Here is a 21,384-nt window from a genome sequence, read left to right on the forward strand (position 1 = left end):
ACCGCCGACGGCCGACCCCGATTTACGGCTTGCCCAGACCGATATCGGTGCTGGGATAGACCTTGAAGGTGGCGAGGTGGCGCTACAACTTGTGCAGGGCCTGTGGCAGCCTCCATTCAACCGCGAATGCCCAGAGCTCGCCTGCTCCCTGGAGTCGGTATAAAGATTATAGACCCAAGGGCTCATGCCCACATCCGAGACCGTGGTTTCATCCAGATTCCGGCGCGGCGCATGTTGCTCCATCGCCTTGAAGTGGATCTTCTATTCCATCCAGCGGATGGCCATCAGATTGTTCTCGGAATAGATGAAGACGGCATCGCGACGTGATTATCCGTCATCCGCAAGAATGAAGGAGGACTGGTCGATCCCGTCGATATAGCGCTCGCTCGGGATTGAGCCGGACGCACCGGCCAGCGCCAGTGAGGTATTGAAGAAGTCCGTCAGATCGAAAAGCCCATCGCTTTCACGACCGGACGCGATCATGCCGCGCCAATAGGCGATGCCGGGCACGCGCACGCCACCTTCCCAGGTCGTTCCCTTGCCGCCACGCCAGGGCTGGAAGCCATTGTCGGGGTAGAGACGCTCGTCTAATAGCTTGTACATGTCGCTGATGACCGACAGGATGCCGTAGTACTCGTCGAAACCGACTTCATGGGGCCGCGAGCCCTCGGCCTCGCCCAGATGCCATTTCCCCGAAAGCGCCGTCCGGTATCCGGCACCCGACAGCAGACCGGGCAGAGTGGCTTCGATGCGCCAGGGGTTCGTCGTTGGGTTTTCGCCGGACAGCGTCGGGCGGGTCAGACCGCTGCTGGTGGCCGAAACGTTCGGGAATGGTTTGCGGCCCGCAACCAGTTCGCCATAATGTTCGGCGAGCGTTTCGACGCTTGAGTATCTGAAACCGCATGGACCGGGCCAGATACACGAAGTTCAGGACACTCCCTCACCCATCCGAGCGCCGCAGCTTTTTCTGGTGTCGCCTTCCTCAGCTTACCGTCACGGGACTGATAATAACCGCACCCCGTCACATCGAACCCCGGCTTGTGGTTCGACAAGGTGAAGTAATCCGGATGCCGACCCCAATCGACCTCCTTCTGCATTGCGGCCTCGTCCTCAGCGACCTCCTTGCGGTTCGCAAAGCAGGAAAGCACCTCCTTGGAGAACCGATGCCCGCTGCCACGGCCTCCTTCATCGGCCCCGAGGACGACAGATATGGGTCAGTCTTAGGGTGCTTCTTCGTCGTCCTGACGCCTGTATACAGTTTTGGGCCTTCTCCCGGCGTAATGCGGCGCAGAAGGTATGTGTAGTGGAAACGGCCATCTGTCCCGGCAAAGATGAGCGGGGCGGGGGTGGTGATGTTCATGCGGGATCTCGGCAATAGAAAAGGCGCAGCTTGCCTTATAAGCTGCGCCATCGGTTGATCCAAAGCATTGATTTAGCGGGCTATGTTGCCAGTTCACGGTTCTTGTCTTTCGCGCGACTTCCGCCTCTCGGGGGCAACTTATGCGTGTTGTCCTCGCCTTCGAGAAGATAGCGTCTATCGCCTCTTCCGCGTAATAGGGGTGCCCACCTTCTGGCGACCGACCTCATTTCGGCCCCTTTTCTTTCGACCGCCAAGCACGAAGGGTCTGCTCGGACTTTTTCAGCCGTTTCGCTGCCTGAGCTGTGTTAAGCACCGGCTTTTTCGTGGCGGTCACGGGTTCCATCTTCTCAAGGGCGCATTGACGTAAGACGTCCATGAGCTGGGTCGTAATCGGAAGGTAGAAGTCCTTCGTCGCGTTCTGCCCTGTCTGCTTCATGTATTGGCCGGGGATGATGAACCCGTTTCCGTGCCGTCAGTCCCAGCGCAATTCGCGCAAGGCATCAGGGCGCATTCCTGTCAGATATAGCGCCGCTAGGAACGCTCGTTAGACCGGGTTGGTCTCTGCGGCAACGGCGGCGAAATGATCGCGCAGGGCGGCATCTTCGGATAGCGTTTTTTGGCGCGGGCATAGAGGGCACCGATGACACGCAGCATCTGGCTTGGGCCACTCGGCTTGCAGGTGGCCGTCAGTTCCTCATGGTAAAGTCGGACTTCCTGATGCTGCTCGGCGAACTCCACCATGTTGCGATCGCCGAACTTGTCGCGGACATAGCGGTTCCAACCGCTTTTGTATGTGCTTGTCGTCCTTTCGCGCTGGTCGGTCTCGACCATGAGGGCGTAGGCGTCGGCAAGGGTCAGTGATCTGCTGCCGTGCCCGTCTTGCGAAGGTCGCGCTTGAGGTCGTCAATCGCTTGTGTGATGGCCTTGTTCGTGTTCGCCGTTTCCGAAGCGGCGACGACAGGGCGACCGGCCATCTCCCGTATCTCCTTCATGTTGTTCCGTTGCCGCATGAAGTAAAACGTCTTCGTCGTCTTCCTGGCGATCAGCTTCAGGCCGTTGCCCTGCACATTGGACCATTTCTCTTGCTCTGATTCGGTTTCCAAGGGGATGCGAGCCACGTCGGTGGGGGGTCTTGAATGACCGTTTGGTGCGTTTTGCCATCACGAAATTCCGTCGAAATCCGTTTCTACATCTGCATATGAAAAACAACGCAATTTGACCCCTTGTACATACGGATCAAATGCTTGCCTACGACTGCATACGGTGATCAACCGTATTCTACGGGCGTCAAAAGTCCCGGGGGATCGATCAAAGGTCCGAACGGGGAAGTAGCTGCCTTGCCGCAACTTCGGCACCCGCAGGTTCAACGTGCCCAGACGGGTATCGAGCGCGCGCTCACGATAACTGCGGTGATCTCGGCCACATCAGAGGTATAGGGCACAACCGCAGCACTTGCGGGATTGGTCACGGCAAGATCGGGCTTCACCGAATGAACGCGGGCAGCGACATTGGCGGGACCGATGACCGCCGATCCCGAGGTGCAGCCAAAGACCAAGGCATCGATCTGGGCTTCTGGCAGCAAAAGCGAACTGGCCCCCGCGATCCCGTCAGCCAGCCGCGCCAGTGTCATGGGCGTCAGCGGCATTTCCAAGGCGATGCGCGTGGTGAAGATATCGACATTCGCCGCCATCCCCATGCGCCAGAAATCACGCTCGATCAAAATGTCCGAGGCCGGGGCAAGCAGGCCCATACGAACCCGACGCTTTTGCCGTTCGGCGTCGTCTACTGCGGTCAGATGAACTTCCACTGGTAACTCTCCGGGGTTTTCGGCGCAAAGCACGGCGCGGGCATGAAGCCAACCCCCAACCGGGGGTGGCTTCCTTTGGATGTTCAGCCCCCTATCCGCCGATCAGGAGGTATGGGTCCGGTCATAGCCATTGGGCTGCGGCGCGGCCCAGCCCCGCGGCGCGCGCTTGGGCTTATAGATTTCGACCACGAGCGGATGGCACTGCACCTTGTCCGAGGAATGCTCGGTCGAGCAGTCGCCACCGGGACAGGCAGACAGCGTGCCGAGCAGGTCGATCTCGGCGAAGAATTCCAGATAGTCGCCGATGCGGACCGGGCTGGCCTTCATGAAATATTGCCCGGTATCGCGGGTGAAGCCCGTACACATAAAGACGTTCAGCACGTCATGGACAAAGGGCTCGGCCTCGGTCAGGCTTTTCCCCGTCGCTTTGGCAAAGGCACGGGTCAGGTTTGAATGGCAGCAATAGTGGTACTGCCCACCCTTGCTGAGCAGATTGTGGGTATAGGGGTCGCAGCGCGTCCCGATCACGTCATGGACCGAACCGCCGAATTCATCGAAGCCGTACCAGTCCAGCGTGTCATGCGTGATCGTGGCCAGCGGGCGAAGATAGGGAAAATTCGAGAAAAGCTGATCGCCCAGACCAAGATGCGTACCATTCAGGGCGCGCGTCTTGCCGCTATAGAACCGCTCATTGAGGTCATTGGCGTTGAACAGGTTAAGATCGCCGACCTGCGGTCCTTCCGAGCACAGAATCCGGAAGAAATGGCCCGCGGGAACCGTCCAGCTTGCGGCATCGCGCGGGGGAACGACGAGGGTTTCGATCAGGTCGAGATCGTCGCGCAGCTCGCGATAATCCGAGATATCGGGCCGGGGCAGGCCCTCGACTGGGTAGCAAATGACCGGAGCGATCGCCTTGCGGGCATCGGCATCGGCGGGGGTATCGGTAATGGCAAAGGGTTTCATACTGTCTCTCGGATGATGTCGGCAGGGTTGGTTTGCGCCGGTTGCGCTATGCGATGGTGGCGAGCGTCGATCCGCCGCTGACTAGGTTGCCCGCCTCGGCCTTGAGGCTGATCCGACCGGCTTTCGGTGCAGCAAGACGGGTTTCCATCTTCATCGCCTCGATGATCGCCACGATCTCGCCTTCGGCGACCATCGCGCCGTCCTCGACCAGCCATTGCTGCAAATTGCCGGCGATGGGCGCGGTCAGGGCATTGTCATCGGCCTCGACCACGGGCGTGGCGGCACTTGGGTCGGCGCGAAGCCCCGAAAATAGCGAAGGGGGCAGACCGATGGCGTGCATCTTGCCGTCGATCTCGATGAAGCTGCGGATCATGCCGCCCGCGACCGCATCGACGCGCGGCGCAGGGGGAAGGCCCGCGAATTCGGTTTCGATCCAATTGGTATGGACCGCAAATCCGTCCTCGCCGGTAAAGGCACGCTCGTTCACAACGGCACGGTGGAACGGCAGGACCGAGGCCACCCCCTCGATCTGGAACTCCCGCAGCGCGCGTCGGGCGCGGGCCAAAGCCTGTTCGCGGGTCGCCCCGGTCACGATCAGCTTCGCCATCATCGAATCGTAAAGCCTCGGAATTTCCGAGCCGCTCTCGACGCCGCTCTCGACACGAATGCCCGGCCCCGAGGGCGCGCGGAATTTGTCGATCAGGCCCGGCGTCGGCAGGAAGCCGCGTCCGGGGTCCTCGGCATTGATCCGGAACTCAAGGGCATGGCCACGCGAGGCCGGGGCTTCGCTGACCGAAAGCGGCAAGCCGTCGGCGATGCGCAACTGCTCGATCACGATATCGAGGCCGCTGGTTTCCTCGGTCACCGGATGTTCGACCTGAAGGCGGGTATTGACCTCGAGGAACGAGATCACCCCATCGCGCGACAGCAGGAATTCGACCGTGCCCGCGCCGCTATAGCCTGCCTCGACGCAGATGGCGCGGGCGGCAGCATGGATACGCGCACGCTGCGCGTCGCTGATGAAGGGGGCCGGGGCTTCCTCGACCAGCTTTTGGTTGCGGCGCTGCAACGAGCAATCCCGCGTGCCAAGGACGACAGTATTGCCGTGCAGATCGGCGATGACCTGCGCCTCGATATGGCGTGGCTTGTCCAGAAACTGCTCGGCATAGCAATCGCCGCGACCGAAGGCCTCGGCGGCTTCGCGGGTGGCGGAATCGAAAAGCGCGCCGACCTCGTCCAGTTCGCGGGCGACCTTCATGCCGCGCCCGCCGCCGCCAAAGACCGCCTTGATGGCGATCGGCAGGCCCGCCTCGCGGGCGAAGGCCACGGCATCGGCGGCCGTGGCAAGCGGTCCGTCCGAGCCCTTGACCAAGGGCGCGCCGACCTTGGCCGCGATGCGCCGCGCCTCGACCTTGTCGCCCAGAGCCGCGATCACCTCGGGCGCGGGACCGACCCAGATCAACCCCGCATCCACAACGGCTTGTGCAAATTCCGCGCGCTCTGACAGGAAGCCATAGCCGGGATGGACGGCATCCGCGCCCGAGCGGCGGGCGATCTCGATGATCTTGGCGATATTGAGATAGGTTTCAGCCGGACGGCCGGGACCAAGGCCGTAAGCCTCATCGGCGTGACCGATATGCAGCGAGCCCGCATCCGCATCCGAATAAATCGCGACCGAGGCCACGCCGTAATCCCGGCAAGCGCGTGCGATGCGAATGGCGATTTCGCCACGATTTGCGATGAGAAGCTTTTTCATCAGTGCTGTGTCCTTGCGGATGGGGCGGCCTTGCAGCGGGCATGAAAGCGGATACGCGCCCCGATGGGAATTTGGCCAAGAAGATCAAGATGATGCGCTGCCACGACGCCGATTACCGGATAGCCTGCGGTCAGCGGGTGGTCGGCAAGAAAGACGACGGGCTGGCCGCTATGAGGCACCTGAACCGCGCCGCGCACGGCCCCCTCCGAGGGAAGCTCGGCGTTATTTGCCCGCTCGATTGTCGTTTCAGCGGTCAGGCGCATCCCGACCCGGCTGGATTCGCTGCTGACCTGCCAGTCCTGCGACAAAAGCGCCTCAAGGCCGTTTTCGGTGAACCAATCCTGTCGCGGCCCAAGCTCGATATCCACGCAGACGAGATCCTCGGCGCGGGGCAGGATCGCTGCATCGGTGGCCGGAATTTCGACCGCGCCGACGCGCTGGTTCGCGGCTATGACGACATCGCCCGTGGCAATCGGCGGCGGACCGATCCGGGCCAGCGTATCCGTCGAGGCCGATCCCAGCGCGGGCAGGACTTCGATGCCGCCGCGCAATGCAAGATAGGTCCGCATTCCGCGCGCGGGCGTGCCAAGCACCAACTCGTCCCCCGCATCAAGTGTCACGGCGCGGTCAATCTCGGCCGCAAGCCTGCGCCCGTCCGCGGTCCTGATCTCAAGCGGACAGGGGGCACCGGTGGCGGCGAGGGTCGCGGCGCGATCCGTGCGAAGGGCGAAGCCGCCAAAGGTCACCTCGATGGCGGCCATGCCGGGCGGATTGCCGACCAGACGATTGGCGCGGATGAGCGAGGCGCGATCGACCGCGCCCGAAACTGAAACGCCCTGATCGGCATGGCCGGGCCTGCCAAGATCCTGATAAAGCGCGGGCCGGTCGGCGCGTGTCACCACCAGCCCCGAGGCCGGGGGCGTCGCCTGTTCCCCGCCTGCGTCCTTGGCCTGCGCAAAGGCCAAAGCCGAGGAATGACGCGTCATATCGCGAAAGCGCACCTGATCGCCGGGCGTAAGCAATGCCGCGCGCGCGCGCGTCAGATCCCACATCTTCAACGGCGTCCGTCCAAGCAATTGCCAGCCACCCGGACTGTCCGAGGGATAGATCCCGCCAAACCGCCCGGCAATCGCGACCGATCCCGCCGGAATCCTGACACGCGGCGTTTTGCGCCTTGGCACGTCAAAGGCCGGGTCGTCCGAGGTCATATAGGCAAAGCCCGGCGCAAAGCCGGTAAAGGCGACGGTAAAGGTCGCCTCGCCATGACGGCGGATCAGATCCTCGACGCTCCAGCCCAGAAACTCGGCCACATCCTGTAGATCTTCACCGTCATAAGTGACTGGAATATCAAATATTTCCCCATAGCGAAGGTGATAGCCCGACAGGTCGATGCCGCGCGCCACCGCCTCAAGCGCGTGACGGGTCAGAAGCGAGGGATTATAGCGGATCAAGACGGTCTGCGCCGCCGGAACCAGCTCGGTGATGCCCTCGATCCGGGCATTGCGCAGGCCGTCGAACAAGGCCAGCGCCGCGTCCAGACTGCCAGTCTCGGCCAGCAGGGCTTCGCTGCCCATGCGGTGAAAGCGCAGGGCCTCAGTCATGGGAGCCTGCGAATGCGGCAAGCTCGATCCCGGCTTTTTCAAGCTGTTTGCGGAGCGCGCGGGCAATCTCGACCGCATCGAGCGTGTCGCCGTGGACGCAGATCGAATCCGCATCCAGATCGATATCCACCCCGTCGATGGTCCGGATTTTGCGCTCTTGTGCAAAGCGCAACATTCGCGCGGCGATCTCGGCGGGATCGTGCAGCACCGCCCCGGCAAGGCGGCGGTTCACCAGACTGCCATCGCGATTATAGGCCCGGTCGGCAAAAGCCTCGCTGAAAACGACAAGCCCCGCCTCACGCGCCTGCTGCACGATCGGCGCGCCCGCAAGTGCCAGAAGCTTGAGCGAAGGGTTCACCGCCTTGATGCCGGCAATCACGTCGGCGGCCTGCCGGGCGTCCTTGGCGATGGTGTTGTAAAGCGCGCCATGCGGTTTGACATAGGTCACGCGCGTGCCCGCCGCCGTGGCCAGCCCTTGCAGTGCGCCAATCTGATAGATCGTGTCGCCGACAAGTTCCGCGCTGGACGGGTTCATCTCGCGCCGCCCGAAACCGACAAGGTCAGGATAGCCAATATGCGCGCCGACCGCGGTGCCGCGTTCGGCAGCTTTGCGCAGCGTCGACAGGATGCCCGCCGGATCTCCGGCATGGAAACCGCAGGCGATATTCGCGCTGGTGACGATATCGAGCATCGCCGCATCATTGCCCATCGGCCAAGGCCCGAAACCTTCGCCCAGATCGGAATTCAGGTCGATACGGGTCATTGCCTTCCCCCCCAAGTGCACCTTTATTGCTCAATACACATGTTATTATTGTTGAACAATCTAAAATCTCCTAGAGTTGTGGCGATTTTGCGCGCGGGGTAAGAGGCCATGAACAGGGTGAACAATCTGGCCGGGACTGACATGGAAGAAGGCTCGCGCGCCTCGAAGGTGGCCGCGCAAATTCGCAACAAGCTGATCGAGGGCGAATTCAGACCCGGCGAGAAACTGTCCGAACAGCAGGTCGCACAGGCATTCTCGATCTCGCGCAATACGCTGCGCGAGGTATTCCGGCTGCTGACCAGCCAAGGTTTGCTGGTCCATGTCCCCAATCGGGGCGTTTTCGTCGCCTCGCCCGACGAGGCCGCAATCATCGATCTTTATCGCGTGCGGTCAATCATCCAGCGCGGGGCAATCGAGGCCGCGACGAAAACCCACCCCGCGCTGGCCAAGATGCGGCTGCTGGTCGATGAGGCAAAATGCGCGGCTGCGGCGGGCGACTGGCCGCGGGTCGGGACGATCAATATGGCGTTTCACCGCACGATGGTGGAACTGTGCGACAGCCAGCGCCTGAACGATTGGTTCGAACTGGTCCTTGCCGAGTTGCGTCTGGTCTTTGGCCATCTCGGCGACGGCGCCCACCTGCACGAACCCTATATCGCCATGAATGAAGCACTCGTCACCACTTTGGAGAAAGGCGATATAGCTGGGGCCCTTGATCAGTTGGGAACCTATCTGACCAAATCCGAGCGTGGCATACACGCGGCGCTTCACCGGACGAGACATCGGACATAGCCGCCCGTTCCCAGTAACCTTCCCCAGAGGCTCCCTCTTCATTTAGCGGCGGCTCTGGTGACAGGCGGCATCTTGTTGTATGCCCCGACCCGCTCGCATTTGGCTACTCTGGTCGGACGAACCTGAAGTTGATGCTTTGAGTTTGAGGCGCCTCTGCCGAAAGCCGTCATTTCGACGCCTTTATTCGCGGCGATTGTCTCTGGCCCGGATGAATTGCGCAGATCGCGTCCCAGTTAACATGACGCGCAATGGGCACTTGACACCCGTGGGGGGGCAGGGTCTCCGGTTCGACCGCCTTGTCTTCATCTCTGTGCTGTCATCGCCATTAAACCGTGGGCTGGAGCGTTATATACTTGATTTCTTTGTAAGAGCACGCCGGGCGTGTAGCGCATCAGTTCCTGCATGTTGTTCATACGGCGCTCGCGGATCTCTTGGCCGTCCATGACCGAGACCGAGGCCGGAACTTCGCGGGTGCTGGTGCCCTGACAGTCCGCCAGAAGGGTGACGGGCGCAAGGGCCAGGGCCTCAGTTTCGGTGACCTGCGTTTCGACCTGCTGCGCCAAGGCGGGCGCGCAGATCGTCATCAGCGCAAGTGCGGTGTTTGTCCGGAGAACTCCGGAACTTAGGGCGACGTCACTTCATGATCCTAGCCTTTGCAATCTGTCTGAGGCTGGCAAAGGCTGGCGTGTCAACTTATCGCTGCCGAAATGCATGAATTGACTAACTTTGGCAAAATTAATGGCGGCGGAATGCAAAGGGTCTGTGAAAGTTCAACAACAGGTTGTGAAAGTTTGCGTTTTGCGAAAGGCCCATCTATCGGATGAACCTTCCCTTCGCGGGCTTGGCCTCACAGCGAAACGGTCTTCAGCATATCCTCGGGGGAAAGCTTGAACGCGCGGCCAAAGCAGCCATTCAGCAAGCCTGATTGCGGCGCGTGCTTCCAGAAGCGGAAATCCGGCAGGTCGATATAGACCTTGGCCTTGCCAGCGGCGAAGCACTGAGTTTCGCGGTCCTGCCGCGGCGACTATTCCCCTGAAAGCAGTTGCGTCGTCTATTGATGTGCCACGGTTTGCCAACCGGGCCGCGTCTGCGGGGGGATGCCACCGCGATCGCCACCGTGGTGGAGATGCGTTGGCCCGCGCACCAGCGCCTGCCGCGAGGTGATTGCCAACTCCGATGTCACCATCTGGTCGGCGGATGTCCTGTGCGCGGATAGGTTGCATGGTCACCCGCGGCTTCATCAAGTTGCGGGCCAAGCCGGGTCTGATCTTCGGCAGACGCGCCCGGTGCCTCATTCCCAGCTCGCGCCGCGCGCGGATCCTGCCCGGAAGCCGCGCCGTCACCGTGAGAGATCTCAAGGCGTCGGCGCGTCCTTGGCCCGCAAGATGATCGTGCCCCGGTAGAGACCAGAACTCGTGACGCGGGCGACATTGATGTTTTCCAGATGCACCCCCTCGGGCGCGCGGCCCGCGACCTCCAGCATAGCCTTGTTGTCACGCGGCATGTTTCCATCGGGTAGGATCATCTGCTCGACCGAAAAAACGAAGCCGGTCGGCGTGGGTTCAACCCTGCCGAGGACCGGATCAATGCCGCTCAGATGAAGAATGGCATCGGTCATAGTGAAATCTCCTGTCTGCTGAGATGGCTGGCACAGCGATCTATGTGTCCTCATAACCCATCAGATGGGGTCCAGAGCTTGATTTTCCTGAAGGTTCGGTCCTTGCGACGCGTTACATTGACGTCCTCGGGCCACAAGGTTGCAGGGCGAGCCGACCGAACCGGGGTCGGAGGGGCAACCTCCGGATCACTGGCTGATGGATCATTCCACGCGCTGGTTCTGATCCGGGGCCTGTTGGCTTGCGGGATCCTCGCTGCGCTCTTCGCCATGCCAGATGAGGCGTCCCGCGAAGAACACGAGGACCGTTGCAAAGAAGATCGCGACCACCACCATTGCGGCCCGTGACAGCCGCCGAGCGCTTGGGGTGTTGCTTTTTCCCACCATGGAAACCTCCGTTCTCCGGGGAAAAACCTGTGGCCGTGCATGAGGTTCCAACATCACGGCCCGGTGATATTTTCGTGAAGCCCCGGAACATCGCCACGATCTGAGAGCTTGGACCTACAACCTTGTCCAAGAAGGAGACCGTCGTGACCTGGCACCCCGCTGATACCGCTGTTCCGGCCCGTTCTCGGCTCCTTCCCATTCTCGCGGCCTTTCCCGTTGCCTGCTTCACGCTCGCGCTCGGCTCGGATCTCGCCTATTGGCAGACGGCCAATCTGATGTGGCTGAATTTTTCTTCATGGCTGCTGGCCAGCGGATTGGCGGCAGGCGTTCTCTTCGCGCTCTGGTGGGCGATTGGTTTGCTCACGGGCTGGTGGCGCGCCGGTTGGCGTGGCGCGCTTTTGGGCCTGGCGGTTCTGCTCGTCGCATTCGCCAATAATCTGGTCCATGCGGGGGATGGCTGGACCGCAGTGGTGCCTTGGGGCATCGCGCTTTCCGCCCTCGCCGTTCTTCTGATGCTTGCCTCGGCACTGCTCGACAGCCGCGCAGCTTACTGAGGAGACATTCCGATGAGATTTCCCAAAGAAACCGTTTTGGTCACCTTGGGCTGCAGCTTGTCCCTTGTGCAACCGGCCATGGCCCAGGACAATTTCGACACGACCAGCCAAACCGGAGCCGATCCGGTTCTGCCCGAACCCGATTATCTCAGCCTCTGGCCGGAACTTAAGGTGGCCGAGGTCGTCGGCTGGTCCGAGGGTCAGACCCCGACCGTTCCCGAAGGCCTTGCGATCACCCCATATGCAAAGGATCTGGTGAACCCGCGCACGGTTCACACCCTGCCCAATGGCGACGTGCTGGTGGTGCAGTCCCGCGCGCCCGAAGGCAAACCCACCTCGCGGCCCAAGGACTTCATCCGCGGCTGGATCATGGCCATGGCGCATGGCGGCGGCGGCGCGCAAAAGGAAAGCAATCTCATCACGCTTCTGCGCGACACGGACCGGGACGGCACCGTGGATGACCGCACCGATCTGCTGACGGGGCTGGATTCGCCCTTTGGCGTCGCCTGGATCGAGGACACGCTTTATGTCGCGGAAAGCGGCGCGGTGCTGGCCTATCCCTACAGCCTTGGCCAGACCCAGATCACCGATGCGCCGCGCATCCTCGCGCCGCTGCCCGGCGGGCCGATCAACCACCACTGGACCAAGGATCTGGCGCTCAGCCCTGACGGGCGGATGCTCTACGCCTCGGTCGGATCGAACTCGAACGTGGCCGAAAACGGGATCGAGGCCGAGAAGCGGCGCGCCGCGATCCTTGAGATCGACCGCGCGACCGGGGCGAGCCGGGTCTATGCAGAGGGGTTGCGCAACCCCAACGGTCTGACCTTTCACCCTGAGACCGGCGCGCTCTGGACCGTGGTGAACGAGCGCGACGAGCTGGGGCCGAACCTCGTGCCGGATTACATGACCAGCGTTCAGGACGGCGGCTTCTACGGCTGGCCCTATAGCTATTACGGCGCCCATGTCGACCGCCGCGTCCGGCCCGAGCGCCCGGACATGGTGGAAAAGGCGATCAAGCCGGACTACGCGCTGTCGAGCCATGTCGCGGCTTTGGGGCTGACCTTCTCGAACGGCTCGGCCCTGCCCCCGGACTTCGCGAACGGGGCCTTCATCGGCGAGCATGGCAGTTGGAACCGCAACCATTTCAATGGCTACAAGGTCGTCTATGTTCCCTTCGAGGGCGGCCGACCCGCCGGCCCGCCACAGGATGTCGTGACCGGATTTCTGGACGGCGACAGTGCACGCGGCCGACCCGTCGGTGTCGGGATCGACGGCACGGGAGCCTTGCTGATCGCGGATGATGCCGGAAACACGGTCTGGCGCGTCGCCGCTTCGGACGGCACGGTGACTGCCGCGCCTGTCGGCACCGATATGGGCGTGACCACCGCGACACGTCAAACGGGCCCCTGATCGGGAAAAACGGAAATCGCGGGGCTCACGGCACTTTTCTGCGCCGAGCTTGTTATGTCCCTGCAAGCCGACAGGGGGAACATGGCCAGCAGACCCGAGCAAAGCAAGCTGAACCGCGCCGCGATCCTGTCGACAATTCTCTTGGGCGGGTGCCGGGGGCCGCAATCGGTCCTGTCCCCGGCCGGGCGCGATGCCGAGGTTCTGGCCTCGCTTTTCTGGGTGCTTCTGGCCGGGGCCGTGCTGCTTTGGCTGGCCGTGAACGGGCTGATGCTTTTCATCGCCCATCTGCGCCCGCATCCACACTCGCGCCGTCTGGCCGAGGCGCTGATCATCGGCGGCGGGATCGTGCTGCCGGTGCTGCTGCTGACCGCGCTGCTGGTCTTTGCGCTGCGCGAGATGCCGCGCCAGCGCGAAATGGGCAGCGGGCTGACGGTTCGGGTCACCGGGGAAAGCTGGTGGTGGCGGGTCGAATATCTGCCCGAAGGCTCGGAGACGCCCATCGCCAGCGCGAACGAGATCCGCCTGCCCACCGGCAGCCGCAGCGAGATCACGCTTGAAGCCCGCGAATATATCCATTCCTTCTGGATCCCGGCCTTCGGCGGCAAGACCGACATGATCCCCGGCCGGACCACGCGCATGTCGCTGGAGCCCACCCTGCCCGGCCAGTATCGCGGCCAATGCGCCGAGTTCTGCGGCGAGAGCCATGCCCGCATGGCGCTGGTCGGCGTCGCGATGCGGCCCGATGCCTTCGCGCGGTGGCTTGCGGCAGAGGCGGCACCTGCAAGGGAACCCACCACCCCGGAGGCGCGGCGCGGACGCGAGATCTTCCTGCGCGAGGGTTGCGGCGGTTGCCATGCGGTCCGGGGCGGCCCGGCGCAAGGCACCACTGGACCCGACCTGACCCATCTGGGCGGTCGCGCCACGCTGGCGGCGGGCACCCTGCCGATGACCCGGCAATCGCTGATCGACTGGCTGCGCGATCCCTCGGCCTTCAAGCCGGGGGTGAGGATGCCCGCCTATGACCATCTCTCGACCGCGGACATGGCCGATCTCGCGATCTATCTGGAGGGGCTGAAATGAGCGCGACCGACCTGCCCCAAGGGGCGGCCTCCTCGGACATTCTCGACAGCCCGATGCAGGGCGTCTGGCCGCCCACGCCTGCGATGCTGGCCGAACCCGTCGATCCGGACCTGTCGCGCGCGCAGGCCGGAAACCTGCGCAAGGCATGGGAGACACCGCGCGGTTGGCGCCGTATCACCGCCGTGAACAACAGCCATGTCGGCAAATGGTACGCGATGACGGCGCTGGCCTTCATGCTGGGCGCGGGCGTGCTGGCGCTCTTGATGCGGGTGCAGCTTGCGGTCCCCGAGAACGGCTTTCTCGACTCGGATCGGTTCAACCAGTTCTTTACCATGCATGGCTCGGCGATGATGTTTCTCTTCGCCGTGCCGATGTTCGAGGCGATCTCGATCCTTTTGCTGCCCGCGATGCTGGGCACGCGGGACATGCCCTTCCCGCGCCTTTCGGCCTATGGCTATTGGTGCTTCCTGATCGGAGGGGTCTTCGTCCTTGGCTCGGTGCTCTTCGACGCGGCCCCCAGTTCGGGCTGGTTCATGTATCCGCCGCTTGCCACCGAAAGCGAGGGGATCGGGGCCGATATCTGGCTCTTGGGCCTGTCCTTCATCGAGGTCGCCTCGATCGCGGCGGCCGTCGAACTGATTGTGGGAGTCATCAAATGCCGCCCGCCGGGGATGCGCATCAACCTGATGCCGCTTTACGCATGGTATGTGCTGGTCGTGGGCGGGATGATCCTTTTTGCCTTCCCGCCCCTGATCGCCGGGGATTTCCTGTTCGAGTTGCAACGCTCGCTCGACTGGCCCTTCTTTGACCCCGAGCGCGGCGGAGACCCGCTGCTGTGGCAGCACCTGTTCTGGATCTTCGGCCATCCCGAGGTCTATATCATCTTCCTGCCCTCGATCGCGATTGCGGCGATGGTGGTCCCGACCGCCGCGCGCATCCCGATCACCGGCTATTCGTGGATCGTGCTTTCGGCGGTCGGGACGGGTTTCCTGAGTTTCGGGCTCTGGGTACATCACATGTTCGCCACCGGCCTGCCCGCGCTGTCGCTGGGCTTCTTCTCGGCGGCGTCCGAGGCGGTGGTGATTCCGACGGGCGTGCAGATCTTTGCATTCATCGCGACGATGATGGTGGGCCGCGTGCGGATGATCCTGCCGATGCTCTGGATCGCGGGGGCGGTCGCCATCTTCACCGCCGGAGGGCTGACCGGCGTGATGGTGGCGCTTGCCCCCTTCGACTGGCAGGTCCATGACACCTATTTCATCGTGGCGCATCTGCATTACACCTTGTTCGGCGGCATGGTCTTTCCGGTGATCGGCGGGGTCTATTATTTCTTCCCGGTCATCATGAAGAAGAACCTGTCCGAGCGGCTGGGCCGCTGGTCCTTCTGGCTGTGCTTCACCGGCTTCAACATCTGCTTCCTGCCGATGCACCTGACCGGCCTTCTGGGCATGCCGCGCCGGGTCTATACCTATTCGGGCGATCTGGGCTGGAACATGCTGAACCTGATCTCGACGCTGGGGGCTTTCGTGCTGGCGGCGGGCATCCTTGTCTTTGTCTGGGACCTGATCCGGCCCAAGGGGCGCGCGCCGCATAGCGCGCGCAACCCGTGGGACGCGGGCACGCTGGAATGGACCCATGACGTCCCGGACGAGCCATGGGGCGTGCGCTCGGTGCCCTATGTCACCTCGCGCTACCCGCTCTGGGATCAGCCCGAGATGCTGGCGCGGATGGATGCCGGACGCTTCTACCTGCCCGACGCGCCCGAGGGCGAACGCGAGACCCTGATCACCTCGGCGGTGGATGCGGTCCCGCAGCATGTCGCGCGGCTGACCGGACCGGCATGGTGCACGCTTGTCGCTGCGGCTTTCACCGGCGGGGCCTTTATCCTGCCCACCTTCAAGATGTATCTGCCCGCCGTCCTGTGCGGGATTGTGGCGATCGGGGCGATCATCTGGTGGCTCTGGACCGCGACCGCGCGCATCCCCGAGGCGCGTTTCAAGGATGCAGGGCTTGGCTTGCGTCTGCCCCTCTATGTCTCGGGGCCCAAGGCGCCGGGCTGGTGGGCGGTCTTCATCACCATGCTGGGCGATGCGACGGGCTTCGCGAGCCTCGTCTTTGGCGTGTTCTTCTACTGGACGGCGCGGCCCGACTTTCCGCCCCCGGACGCCCCCCATGCGGCGCTGCTGCCGAGCCTTGCGGCGGCGTGCCTGTTCCTTGCCTCATGGGGCGCGACGCGGATCGCGCGGGGGGTGAATGCGGCGGGCAGCATCGTCCCCGCGCGGGGCCTGCTGCTGGCCGCGCCGATCCTTGCCCTTGCCGGGGCGGGGGCGCTGTTCGCGGCGGTCTGGCTGCCGGGGCTTGCGCCCACCAGCCATGCCTATCCCGCGATGATGTGGGCACTGGTGGTCTGGACGGTCGCGCATGTCCTTTGCGGCGCGATCATGCAAGCCTATTGCCTTGCGCGCAGTCTCGCGGGCCGGATGACGGCCCGGCATGACGCCGATCTGTGGAACACCGCGCTGTTTTGGCATTTCCTGATCGTGACCTGCCTCGTCACCACGGCGATGATCGCCCTTGTTCCAAGGATGCTCTGATGCGCAGCCGCCATGACAGCCTGTGGTACATGATCTTTGCGCCCGGAATCTGGGCGCTGCATTTCGTTGCCGTCTATGGCTGGGCGGCCACCATCTGCGCAAAGGGCGCGCCCTATGGGCTGGCCCGCATCGGCATCGCCGCCGTCACGGTCATCGCGTTGGTCCTGATCCTGTGGCATGGCGTGCTGGCTTGGCGGCAATGGGATCTTCTGGATGACGGAGACCATGTCCATGCCCGCCCCACCGCCGGCGATCGGCGCGAGTTTCTGGGCCATGCCGGGCTGCTTCTTGCGATCGTCGCTTTGGTGGGCGTCGTCTTCGTGAGCCTTCCCGCGATTTTCATCGGGGATTGCAGATGAGGCGCGCGCTTGCCCTGACCCTTGGCGCGGCCACGCTTGCCGGGCTGTGGCTGCCCGACTGGCCCGCATTGCTCGGCGCGTTTCCGGGCCACATGATCCGGCATATGGGGCTGGTCGCGATTGCCGCGCCGCTGCTGGTCTGCGGGCTGCCCTGGCTTACCCGCATCGCGCCGCCGATCCTGCCCGCGACCGGGTTCGAGGCTGCCATCATCTGGGCCGCCCATCTGCCCCTGTTTCACGCCGCGACCCGGCAGGACGGCATGGCGCTGATCCTGGAGCAGGCCCTGTTCCTGCTGGCCGGTCTCGCGGTCTGGTCCGGGGCGTTCCACCGAGAGGCAGGGCTGGCGGGCGCGGTCGGGATGCTGCTGACCTCGATGCATATGACGCTGCTCGGCACGATCCTGATCCTTGCGCCGCGCGATCTCTATGCGGCGATCTGCGGGACAGCCCCCGACCTCTCGGGGCAGCAACTGGGCGGCGTGCTGATGCTGGCCATCGGGACGCCGATCTATCTGCTCGCCGGCCTCGCCCTGACCCGCTCTGCCCTGCAGGAGACCCCGGCATGAGCCGCCTGCGTCGCTTCCTGGCGCGGCTGGACGGGTTCACCCTGCGTGCCCTGCTGATGGCGCTGGCTCTGGCGGGAGGCGTCACGGCCGCGCTGGTCGTCGGGCTGGGCCTTTTCAACGTCTCGGCCCGCAAGGGGCATTTGGGGCTGACCGAATGGGTTTTGCATACCACCTTCCGCAATTCGGTCGCGCTGCGGGCCGGGGCCGTGCCGCCTGAAAACCTTGCTTCGCCCGAGATGATCGCGCTTGGGACCGGGCATTTCGAGCAGGCTTGCAGCATGTGCCATGGCCGCCCCGGCGAGGCGCAAAATGCCACCATCCGCGCGATGGATCCCGTCCCGCCCCATATCAGCGCCCTCGCGGCGGATTGGGCCGCGCCCGAGCTGCATTGGATTATCCACCAAGGCGCAAAGATGACCGGGATGCCCGCCTGGCCCGCGCAGCGCGAAGATGACGTCTGGCCGGTCGTGGCCTTCGTGCAGGCGGCGGCTAGGATGGGGTCGGAAGAATATGACCGCCTGAGCGCAGGCGATGCGCGCGGAAGCTGCGCCATGTGCCATGGCGAGGGCGGGGTTTCCCGCAATCCGCTGGTGCCGCGCCTCGATATTCTGTCGCCGCATTATATCGCCGCCAGCCTGCGCGCCTATCGCGACGGCCAGCGGGACAGCGGCATCATGGCCGAGGCCGCTTCGGGTCTGGGTGAGTCTGCGATCGCCCGGATTTCGACGCGCTTTCCCGCGCCTGAGGAGAGCGCCCCGTCGCCCATCGCGTCAAAAGGCGCGGCGCTTGCGACAAGGGGCAAGGGCGCGGTGCCCTCTTGCGCCGCCTGCCACGGTCCCTGGCCCGAAAGGCTCAATGCGGGCTTCCCCGCGCTGTCCGGGCAGCATGCCGCCTACCTGCAAAGCCAGCTCAAGCTCTGGCGCGATGGACCGCGCGGCGGCGGGGAACTCGCGCAGCTCATGCATCATGCCGCGCGCGATCTGAGCGACGCTGAAATCGCCGATCTTGCCGATTATTACGCCGCCCTGCCCCCGGCGCGTCTGGACGGGTCGGAGCGCTGACGTGACGGCAAGCCGCGTGCTCTGGCAATGACCGGCGTAGCGGGTCATGCATTGCGACTTGCGGCAAGGCGAGACCTTGCGCGCGGGAATTTAGTCTCCATGCCGAGAACCTTCGTGACGGAAGCCGCCGACAAGGACTACCGCCCAGGTGATCTTGACGCCGGCCCTCGACTTCGGCACCCGAGCCGGCCCCGTCCCCGCCGGGTTACCGCCCCGGTAACGCGACGTGACCCTGTCGCACTCGGGCGGTGCTCGCCCTGCCCCGCCTCTGGCGCAGAAATCCAGCGCAACCAAATTGTTATAGGCGTGACCGAGCGAGGCCCAGAGGGGCACTTGGCCCTGAGGGTGTTGGCGCAATCGGATAGGGTCAGAATTCCGGCTCAAGTACCTTGCGCAGCATCTGGCGCGCCCGGTTCACGCGGCTCTTGATCGTGCCGATATCGCAATTCAGGATCCGCGCCGCCTCGAGATAGCTTTCGCCCAAAGCGCCCACGAGCAGGATTGCCTCGCGGTAATGCGGCGGCAGGTCTCGCAGCGCCGCATGCATCTCGCACGCCTGCATGTGCCATTCCTGCCCGGCCTGGGCGCGCGACTGCTCCGAGACGCAATCGGTTCCGCCTGTCTGCTCGCGCGCGGATTTGCGGCAATTGGTATAGAAACGGTTGCGCATGATGGTGAAAAGCCAGGCGCGCAGGTTGGTGCCGGGGCGAAAACTGTCGGCATATTCGATCGCCCTCAGCAAGGTTTCCTGAACCAGGTCTTCGGCATCGGGAACTCTGCGGCACAGCACGCGCGAATAGGCCCGCAATGCCGGGATCTGCTCAAGGATCTCATTCTTCATGGAATACCTCCGGGCGTCATGAAGGTAAGCCCCGAGATGCCAGCGGAGTTCCGTCTTGATCGTTCCCCGGCGGAATTGCGCGCAGGATCATGTCAGGCCTCGGGTCGTTCCAGTGCCGCGGCCAGACATGCGGCCAGTTCGCGCAGGCGGGCCGATATCGGCTCTCGGCCAGTCTGCTCGATAAGCTCGGACAGCGCCTTTTCGAGTTCCGGGCCCAGTTCGGGTATTTCAATGTTTTTCTGCATAAGATGGCTCATTCATCGTCCTTTCCCGCGCAAAACCTTTGAGCGGCGGGGATGTTACAGGCATGCCCCGGCATTTCCCTCACAAACGCGCGAAGCCAAGCGTGACCCGGTATTTCAAAACTCGGGGGGGGCGTGGGAAGCGCCGCGCGCACGCATCCCCACTCATCCGTGCCATGGCTGACACGCCTGGGTCTGCGTCAGCAAAGCCGCGATGCCGCAGCGAGCACGGTGGCAATGGCTCCAGCCGAAATTCTATCTGGCCGGTCGGCTAGAGTTTGCTTCCCCCCGGCTGCTTGCGATTGAGGTCGCTGCGGCGGTTGGGGTCCTCGGTCACCTCATTTGCGGGGTCGATGCGCTGCTGGCGCTGGTCGATGATACGGGGGCCCGGATGTCGCAGCGCCTCGGGGCCGCCATGTGTCAGCGGAGGTTCGCGATGCGGCATGGTCCCTGCCCTTCCTCGCCTCGCCCGGCTTGGCGCAAGCTGCGGCAAACCCACCGCCAGCCCGGCCCCCATCGCAATGAAGCCGCAGATCACGGCGGGAAAGGACAGCGAGAGATGCCAGCCCGGGCTGAGCCTCTCTGGCAGAATGCCGTAATCGATCACGAGGGCGAGCAGCGCCGTGCCGAAGCCCGCCAAGACCGCGGAGCCGACCCATCCCATGAGCAGAAATGCAATTGCCGCCCAGAAGATGCAGGATGCGACATGGATCAGCAATCCCAACACGGTATGGCCCAGATCGACTTCGCGGATCTGGGCGACTTCCGGCCCGTAAAGCGCTTGGGTCGTGACATTGAGGGGCATCCAGAACGGCTGGCCCGCCAGCGCGGCCAGCACGCCCAGAACGACAAGCGAGAAGGCCGCAGCAACCATGCCGGCCCGCAGGATGCCGCCTGCCTTAAATGAAGTGTTCATCTCTACCTCGCAGCCATGTTTCCTGTGTCGCGAACCCCCGGACGCACAGAAATGTTTCGCTCCGCCCCTCACATGACCGAGAGGTAAGGCCTGCCGCTTTGATCCGGTTTGGCGGTGCTAAGACGATAACGGCAGGGGAAAGCACGACGTCCGACATCGGCGCGACGCTTCACCTCCCTATTCCGACGCTCGATGAATTGGTGCTGCATAAATTGGCGCGGTGCTGGCGGGGAGTTTGCGCCGTCCCGCGAAGCGGCAAACCGTCCGTCCGATGGACGGTTTGAGGCAAGAACGGGCGGAGCCCATTTAGGCGAGCACATCATGCTCGATCTCGTCCATCAGATCCACGAGTTTTGACCATCCGGGCGAACCTGCTCAGTCATCGTGCGCAAGGTTTCCGAGACATGGGTGCGAGCGGGTTGATCGAATGCCTAGCGGATCGCCGCGGCCACAACGGAGGAGGCATGCGCAAGGGCGTTGCGCATCCAATGCACTCGGGGGCTGTTGAAAAACCCATGCTTCACTGATTCCATGGGCCAGGACTTTGATGCGGGTGCCAGGATGATTGGTCATCAAAACCGAAATCAGCTCGAGTTTTTCGTCTGCGGGTCGCTGCGTGACCTTGTGCCGGATGATCATGTCCTTGCCCGCGTCGACCGCGTGCTCCACCTCGGCTGGTTAGCCGAGGATGTCGCCGATCTCTACTCTGCCGGTACG

At 63.5% G+C, this 21,384-nt stretch carries 22 protein-coding genes and 4 pseudogenes; 9 read left to right on the forward strand and 17 right to left on the reverse strand.

The features are described 5' to 3' along the window. Nucleotides 1-327: 327 nt before the first annotated feature. The 9 genes and pseudogenes from ESZ60_RS21715 to ESZ60_RS17740 all read right to left on the reverse strand — a co-directional run bounded on the left by ESZ60_RS21715 (nt 328) and on the right by ESZ60_RS17740 (nt 8,250). The gene (locus ESZ60_RS21715; protein WP_425331331.1) at nt 328-801 is read right to left on the reverse strand and encodes a sulfatase-like hydrolase/transferase; all 474 of its coding nucleotides are present in this window, start codon (nt 799-801) and stop codon (nt 328-330) included. 1,090 nt (nt 802-1,891) lie between these two features. Further along, the gene (locus tag ESZ60_RS17705; protein WP_134682045.1) at nt 1,892-2,191 is read right to left on the reverse strand and encodes a hypothetical protein; all 300 of its coding nucleotides are present in this window, start codon (nt 2,189-2,191) and stop codon (nt 1,892-1,894) included. 23 nt (nt 2,192-2,214) lie between these two features. Beyond that, nucleotides 2,215-2,478, reverse strand: coding sequence for a hypothetical protein (locus tag ESZ60_RS17710; protein WP_134682046.1), 264 nt, complete (start codon nt 2,476-2,478; stop codon nt 2,215-2,217). Nucleotides 2,479-2,682: 204 nt separating this feature from the next. Next, nucleotides 2,683-2,763: pseudogene (locus tag ESZ60_RS17715) on the reverse strand (transposase); the annotation flags it as partial. After that, a complete protein-coding gene (locus ESZ60_RS17720) occupies nt 2,724-3,167 on the reverse strand; it encodes a hypothetical protein (RefSeq protein ID WP_134682047.1) in 444 nt (147 codons plus the stop codon). The gene ESZ60_RS17720 and the pseudogene ESZ60_RS17715, both read right to left, overlap by 40 nt. 102 nt (nt 3,168-3,269) lie before the next feature. Further along, a complete protein-coding gene (locus ESZ60_RS17725; protein WP_134682048.1) occupies nt 3,270-4,130 on the reverse strand; it encodes an urea carboxylase-associated family protein in 861 nt (286 codons plus the stop codon). A gap of 46 nt (nt 4,131-4,176) precedes the next feature. Then, the gene (locus tag ESZ60_RS17730; RefSeq protein ID WP_134682049.1) at nt 4,177-5,886 is read right to left on the reverse strand and encodes an acetyl/propionyl/methylcrotonyl-CoA carboxylase subunit alpha; all 1,710 of its coding nucleotides are present in this window, start codon (nt 5,884-5,886) and stop codon (nt 4,177-4,179) included. Continuing rightward, a complete protein-coding gene (locus tag ESZ60_RS17735) occupies nt 5,886-7,487 on the reverse strand; it encodes a 5-oxoprolinase subunit B/C family protein (protein ID WP_134682050.1) in 1,602 nt (533 codons plus the stop codon). The genes ESZ60_RS17730 and ESZ60_RS17735 overlap by 1 nt, the downstream gene beginning before the upstream one ends. Beyond that, complete coding sequence (locus ESZ60_RS17740; protein ID WP_134682051.1) at nt 7,480-8,250, reverse strand: LamB/YcsF family protein; 771 nt, start codon at nt 8,248-8,250, stop codon at nt 7,480-7,482. Before ESZ60_RS17740 ends, ESZ60_RS17735 begins: the two co-directional genes overlap by 8 nt. Nucleotides 8,251-8,358: 108 nt before the next feature. Between ESZ60_RS17740 and ESZ60_RS17745 the strand changes: the two genes are divergently transcribed. Further along, complete coding sequence (locus ESZ60_RS17745) at nt 8,359-9,042, forward strand: GntR family transcriptional regulator (protein ID WP_245155760.1); 684 nt, start codon at nt 8,359-8,361, stop codon at nt 9,040-9,042. Nucleotides 9,043-9,344: 302 nt separating this feature from the next. Here the strand turns inward: ESZ60_RS17745 and ESZ60_RS17750 are convergent, their stop codons facing one another. The 3 genes from ESZ60_RS17750 to ESZ60_RS17765 form a co-directional block, all read right to left on the reverse strand. Next, nucleotides 9,345-9,626 carry a TonB-dependent receptor plug domain-containing protein gene (locus ESZ60_RS17750; protein ID WP_134682052.1) on the reverse strand — a complete coding sequence of 94 codons (282 nt, stop codon included), beginning with the start codon at nt 9,624-9,626 and terminating at the stop codon, nt 9,345-9,347. Nucleotides 9,627-10,396: 770 nt separating this feature from the next. Further along, a complete protein-coding gene (locus tag ESZ60_RS17760; protein WP_134682053.1) occupies nt 10,397-10,660 on the reverse strand; it encodes a hypothetical protein in 264 nt (87 codons plus the stop codon). Nucleotides 10,661-10,861: 201 nt separating this feature from the next. Next, the gene (locus tag ESZ60_RS17765; protein ID WP_134682054.1) at nt 10,862-11,044 is read right to left on the reverse strand and encodes a hypothetical protein; all 183 of its coding nucleotides are present in this window, start codon (nt 11,042-11,044) and stop codon (nt 10,862-10,864) included. Nucleotides 11,045-11,187: 143 nt separating this feature from the next. Here ESZ60_RS17765 and ESZ60_RS17770 point away from each other — a divergent pair, with 143 nt between their 5' ends. The 7 genes from ESZ60_RS17770 to ESZ60_RS17800 all read left to right on the forward strand — a co-directional run bounded on the left by ESZ60_RS17770 (nt 11,188) and on the right by ESZ60_RS17800 (nt 18,668). Continuing rightward, nucleotides 11,188-11,598, forward strand: coding sequence for a DUF2231 domain-containing protein (locus tag ESZ60_RS17770; protein WP_134682055.1), 411 nt, complete (start codon nt 11,188-11,190; stop codon nt 11,596-11,598). A gap of 12 nt (nt 11,599-11,610) precedes the next feature. Then, a complete protein-coding gene (locus tag ESZ60_RS17775) occupies nt 11,611-13,008 on the forward strand; it encodes a PQQ-dependent sugar dehydrogenase (protein WP_134682056.1) in 1,398 nt (465 codons plus the stop codon). Between the two features lie 81 nt (nt 13,009-13,089). Continuing rightward, nucleotides 13,090-14,088 (forward strand): cytochrome c oxidase subunit II, encoded by a 999-nt coding sequence (locus ESZ60_RS17780; protein WP_134682057.1) that lies wholly within the window; start codon nt 13,090-13,092, stop codon nt 14,086-14,088. 53 nt (nt 14,089-14,141) lie between these two features. Further along, nucleotides 14,142-16,682 (forward strand): cytochrome c oxidase subunit I, encoded by a 2,541-nt coding sequence (gene ctaD, locus ESZ60_RS17785; RefSeq protein ID WP_425331332.1) that lies wholly within the window; start codon nt 14,142-14,144, stop codon nt 16,680-16,682. Beyond that, nucleotides 16,682-17,041 carry a hypothetical protein gene (locus ESZ60_RS17790; RefSeq protein ID WP_134682059.1) on the forward strand — a complete coding sequence of 120 codons (360 nt, stop codon included), beginning with the start codon at nt 16,682-16,684 and terminating at the stop codon, nt 17,039-17,041. Before ctaD ends, ESZ60_RS17790 begins: the two co-directional genes overlap by 1 nt. After that, nucleotides 17,038-17,607 (forward strand): cytochrome c oxidase assembly protein, encoded by a 570-nt coding sequence (locus ESZ60_RS17795; RefSeq protein ID WP_134682060.1) that lies wholly within the window; start codon nt 17,038-17,040, stop codon nt 17,605-17,607. The genes ESZ60_RS17790 and ESZ60_RS17795 overlap by 4 nt, the downstream gene beginning before the upstream one ends. Beyond that, on the forward strand, nt 17,604-18,668 hold the full coding sequence (locus ESZ60_RS17800) for a c-type cytochrome (protein ID WP_245155761.1): 1,065 nt from the start codon (nt 17,604-17,606) through the stop codon (nt 18,666-18,668). Before ESZ60_RS17795 ends, ESZ60_RS17800 begins: the two co-directional genes overlap by 4 nt. A gap of 367 nt (nt 18,669-19,035) precedes the next feature. On the opposite strand, the gene ESZ60_RS17805 is transcribed toward ESZ60_RS17800, so the two are convergent. The 5 genes and pseudogenes from ESZ60_RS17805 to ESZ60_RS21905 all read right to left on the reverse strand — a co-directional run. Continuing rightward, the gene (locus tag ESZ60_RS17805; protein ID WP_134682061.1) at nt 19,036-19,509 is read right to left on the reverse strand and encodes a sigma-70 family RNA polymerase sigma factor; all 474 of its coding nucleotides are present in this window, start codon (nt 19,507-19,509) and stop codon (nt 19,036-19,038) included. A 92-nt stretch (nt 19,510-19,601) separates the two neighbouring features. Continuing rightward, nucleotides 19,602-19,766 (reverse strand): hypothetical protein, encoded by a 165-nt coding sequence (locus ESZ60_RS20890; RefSeq protein WP_167620217.1) that lies wholly within the window; start codon nt 19,764-19,766, stop codon nt 19,602-19,604. A gap of 256 nt (nt 19,767-20,022) precedes the next feature. After that, entirely contained in the window at nt 20,023-20,667 is a 645-nt protein-coding gene (locus ESZ60_RS17810) for a hypothetical protein (protein WP_245155762.1), read from the reverse strand. Nucleotides 20,668-20,819: 152 nt separating this feature from the next. Next, nucleotides 20,820-20,899, reverse strand: a pseudogene (locus ESZ60_RS21900) (transposase); the annotation flags it as partial. A gap of 74 nt (nt 20,900-20,973) precedes the next feature. Further along, nucleotides 20,974-21,164, reverse strand: a pseudogene (locus ESZ60_RS21905) (IS256 family transposase); the annotation flags it as partial. Nucleotides 21,165-21,228: 64 nt separating this feature from the next. Here ESZ60_RS21905 and ESZ60_RS21145 point away from each other — a divergent pair. Further along, nucleotides 21,229-21,384: pseudogene (locus ESZ60_RS21145) on the forward strand (IS5/IS1182 family transposase); the annotation flags it as partial.

This window comes from Paracoccus ravus, assembly GCF_004522175.1.
Lineage (GTDB): Bacteria > Pseudomonadota > Alphaproteobacteria > Rhodobacterales > Rhodobacteraceae > Paracoccus > Paracoccus ravus.